Annotated in this window: 4 protein-coding genes; all 4 read right to left on the bottom strand. The window is 69.1% G+C overall.

The window, feature by feature from the left end; translation table 11 throughout:
- Nucleotides 1-1,227: GH1 family beta-glucosidase (locus tag ACWCSD_RS49475; protein WP_449926295.1), on the bottom strand; the 1,227-nt coding region annotated here is incomplete at its 3' end.
- Complete coding sequence (locus ACWCSD_RS49470; RefSeq protein ID WP_352349853.1) at nt 1,224-2,027, bottom strand: carbohydrate ABC transporter permease; 804 nt, start codon at nt 2,025-2,027, stop codon at nt 1,224-1,226. The genes ACWCSD_RS49470 and ACWCSD_RS49475, both read right to left, overlap by 4 nt.
- Entirely contained in the window at nt 2,024-2,983 is a 960-nt protein-coding gene (locus ACWCSD_RS49465; RefSeq protein WP_397162415.1) for a carbohydrate ABC transporter permease, read from the bottom strand. Before ACWCSD_RS49465 ends, ACWCSD_RS49470 begins: the two co-directional genes overlap by 4 nt.
- On the bottom strand, nt 2,980-3,785 hold an 806-nt coding region (locus ACWCSD_RS49460; protein ID WP_449926291.1), incomplete at its 5' end, for an extracellular solute-binding protein. The genes ACWCSD_RS49465 and ACWCSD_RS49460, both read right to left, overlap by 4 nt.

Here is a 3,785-nt window from a genome sequence, read left to right as displayed (position 1 = left end):
CACCAGGTAACCGCGCAGGTCGGCGCCCGCCTCGACGGCCCGGTGCAGCTCGCGCAGATGCCCGTCCAGGTACGCCACGCGCTCGTCGTCGTGCACCCGGCCGTCCTCGACCAGGTCGTCGAAGGCCGCGCCGTTCTCGGTGACCATGAGCCCGACCTGCGGATAGTCCTTCGAGAGCCGGATGAGCAGCCGGGACAGGCCGTCGGGCACGATCGGCCAGCCCATCGCGGTGACCGGGGCGTCCGCCGTGGTGAAGCGCACGCCGTCGGAGCCGGGCCAGGCGGCGTCGGCGGGCAGCCCCGGGCCCGACTCGACCACGCACGGGTTGTAGTAGTTGACGCCGACCAGGTCGATCGGCGCGTTGATCAGCTCCAGGTCGCCGTCGTGGACGTGCGCGGTCCCGCCGTTGCGCGCCGCCGCCGCCAGGACCTCCTCCGGGTACCTGCCGTGCACCGCCGGGTCGAGGAACTGCCTGGTCAGCAGGGCGTGGACGCGTTCGGCGGCGGCCGCGTCCGCCTCGCCGGCGACCGCCGTGGGATCGTTGACCTGGGCCGGGGTGAGCACCGGCGCGGAGTTGACCACGAGCATGATGCTGCGCGCCCCCGCCGCCCGCAGCCGGCGCGCCGCCAGGCCGTGGCCGAGCAGCAGGTGGTGGGCCGCGCGCATGGCCTGGCCCGGGTCGCGGCGGCCGGGCGCGTGCACGCCGTTGCCGTAGCCGAGGAAGGCCGACACCCAGGGCTCGTTGAGCGTCGTCCAGTGGGTCACCCGGTCGCCGAGCCGGTCGTGCACGGCCTGGGCGTAGTCGGCGAAACGGTAGGCCGTGTCGCGGTTCGTCCACCCGCCGTGGTCTTCGAGGGCTTGGGGAAGATCCCAGTGATAAAGCGTGACATAGGGCGAAATTTCGGCGGCCAGTAGTTCATCTACGAGCTTGTCGTAGAAGGCGAGGCCGCGCGGGTTGATCGGCCCCGTCCCCTCCGGCTGCACGCGCGGCCACGCCACCGAGAACCGGTAGGCCCGCAGCCGCAGCTCGCGCATCAGCGCGACGTCGTCCTTGTAGCGGTGATAGTGGTCGCAGGCCACGTCACCGGTGTCGCCGTCGGCGACCTTCCCGGGGGTGTGGGAGAAGGTGTCCCAGATCGAGCGGCCGCGCCCGTCCTCCTTGACCGCCCCCTCGATCTGGTAGGAGGCCGTGGCGGCTCCCCAGACGAATTCCTCGGGAAACTTCATCCCTTAACAGCTCCTTGCATGATTCCACCGATGATTTGCCTGCCGAACAGGGCGAAGACCGCCACGAGCGGCAGGACGCCGACCGCCGTGCCCGCCAGGCCCAGCACGTAGTCGTTGACGTAACCGCTGGCCAGCGTGGACAGGGCCACCTGGACGGTCGGGTTGTCCGGGTTCAGCACGACCAGCGGCCAGAAGTAGTCGTTCCAGGCCGACATGAACGTCAGCATGCCGAGCACGGCCGCCGCCGGCCGCGCGGCGGGCAGCACGACGTGCCAGAACAGGCCCCACGTCGTGCACCCGTCCACCCGCCCGGCCTCCAGCAGCTCGTCCGGCAGCGCCCGGGTCAGGTACTGGGTCATGAAGAACACCCCGAACGCGTTGACCAGCGCCGGCACGATCAGCGCGTAGTCCGTGCCGGTCCACTCCAGTTTCACCATGAGCAGGTAGAGCGGGATGATGCCGAGCTGGGCCGGGACCATCATGGTGGCCACCGTGATCACCAGCATGGCGTTCCTGCCCCGGAACCTCAGCTTGGCGAAGGCGAAGCCGGCCAGCGTCGAGAAGAACATCACCGCGACCGCGATCGAGCCCGCCACGATGACCGAGTTCAGCAGCGCCAGCCCGAAGGGCACGGTGTCGAACACGCGGGCGACGTTGGCCAGGAAGTTCCCGCCGGGCAGCAGCGGCGGCGGGACCTCTGCCAGCGCCGAGTTGTGCCGCGAGGCCACCACGACGCTGTAGTAGAGCGGGAAGGCGGAGAAGAAGGCGACCGCGATGAGGGTCAGGTAGCGCAGTCTCATGTCGTGCCGCCCTTCACCCGGCGGCTGATCAGGAAGTTGATCCCGGCGGCGACCACCACGACCAGGAACATCAGCCAGGACGCCGCCGAGGCGTACCCGAAGTCGAACTTGGTGAAACCCTGCTCGTAGACGAACAGCGCGAGCGTCTGGTACTGGCGGTCCGGGCCGCCGCTGGCCGCGCCGCCGCCCGCGCCGCTGCTCTGGCCGAACAGCAGGGGCTCGGCGATGATCTGCATCGCGCCGATCGTGGAGACGATGACGACGAAGATGATCGTGGGCCGGATCATCGGGATGGTGATCCTGCGCAGCTGGGTGAAGCTGCTCGCGCCGTCGAGGGTGGCGGCCTCGTACAGCTCGCGCGGTACGGCCTGCATGGCGGCCAGGAAGATGAGCGCGTTGTAGCCGGTCCAGCGCCACATGATCATCACGGAGAGCGCGATGTGCGAGGTCGCGGTGCCGGCCGCCCAGTCGATCTTCCCGATGCCGACCCACGACAGCACCCAGTTGATCAGCCCGAAGTCGCGGCCGAAGAGCTGGCTGAAGATCACCACCACGGCCACCACGCTGGTGACGTTGGGCAGCAGCATCGAGATGCGCAGCAACGTCTGGAAGCGCAGCCGCCGGTTCAGCAGGTGGGCCAGCCAGATGGCCAGCAGCAGCTGCGGCACGGTGGACAGCACGCCGATGGACAGCGTGTTGAAGGTGGCGTTCCAGAAGTAGCCGTCGGCCAGCAGCGTCTGGAAGTTCTTCGCGCCGACGAACGTGTGCTCCTCCGACAGCAGGGTCCAGTCGTGCAGGCTCACCCAGGCCGTGTAGATCAGCGGGAACAGCCCGAAGGCGCAGAAGAGCAGGAAGAAGGGGGCGACGTAGGCGTACGGCGACACCCTCACGTCGAGGGTGTGCCGCACGCCACGCCGCCGGTGCCGGGCCGGCGCCGACAGCGGGAGCGTACTCATTTGATCTTCTGGACGTCCTGGAGGACCTGTGCCCACGCCTCGTCGGGCGTCTGCTTGCCCTGCTCGACCCGGCCCAGCCCGTTGCCGATCGCCACCCGGACGTCGGCCTCCTTGGGGCCGAGGTGCTGCGGCTTGAGCGCCTTGGCGGCGTCGGAGTAGATCTTGCCGATGGGGGCGTCGCCGAAGAACGGCTTGGTGAAGTTCTGGATCGAGGGGTCGTCGTACAGCGACGGGATCGACGGGAACGTGCCCTCCTCCTTGAACACCTTGGCCTGGTTCTCCTTGGAGGTCAGGAAGTCGATCAGCTCGGCCGCCTCCTTCGGGTGCTTGCTCTGCTTGGGCACCATCAGGTGCGAGCCGCCGCTGTTGCCCGAACCGCCCGGCACGGTCGCGATGTCCCACTTGCCGGAGGCGTCCTTGGCCTGTTCCTGGATGAACCCGGTCATCCAGGCCGGGCAGATGATCGTGGCGAACGAGCCCTTGGCGAAGCCGGTGTTCCACGGCGGGGTGAAGGCGGCCAGCTTGGCGGTCAGGCCCTCCTGGGTGAGCTGGTTGGACAGGTCCCACGCCTTCTTCACGTCGGGGTTGCTGGCCACGATGATCTGGTCCTGGGCGTCGTACAGGCCGACCGGGGCCTGGTTGACCATGGCGCGGAAGATCTCGCCGGGGGAGTCGACGAACTTGGCGCCGGCGACGTTCGCGGCGCCGAACTTCTTGCCGGTCTCGATGTACTGCTCCCAGGTCGGCCAGAGAGCGCTCACCGCGGCCCGGTCGCTCGGCAGCCCGGCCTTCTTGAACAGGT

The sequence above is a fragment of the Nonomuraea sp. NPDC001684 genome (genome assembly GCF_053596515.1).
Note: the sequence above shows the minus strand (reverse complement) of the source record. Positions and strands in the feature narration are given on the sequence as shown.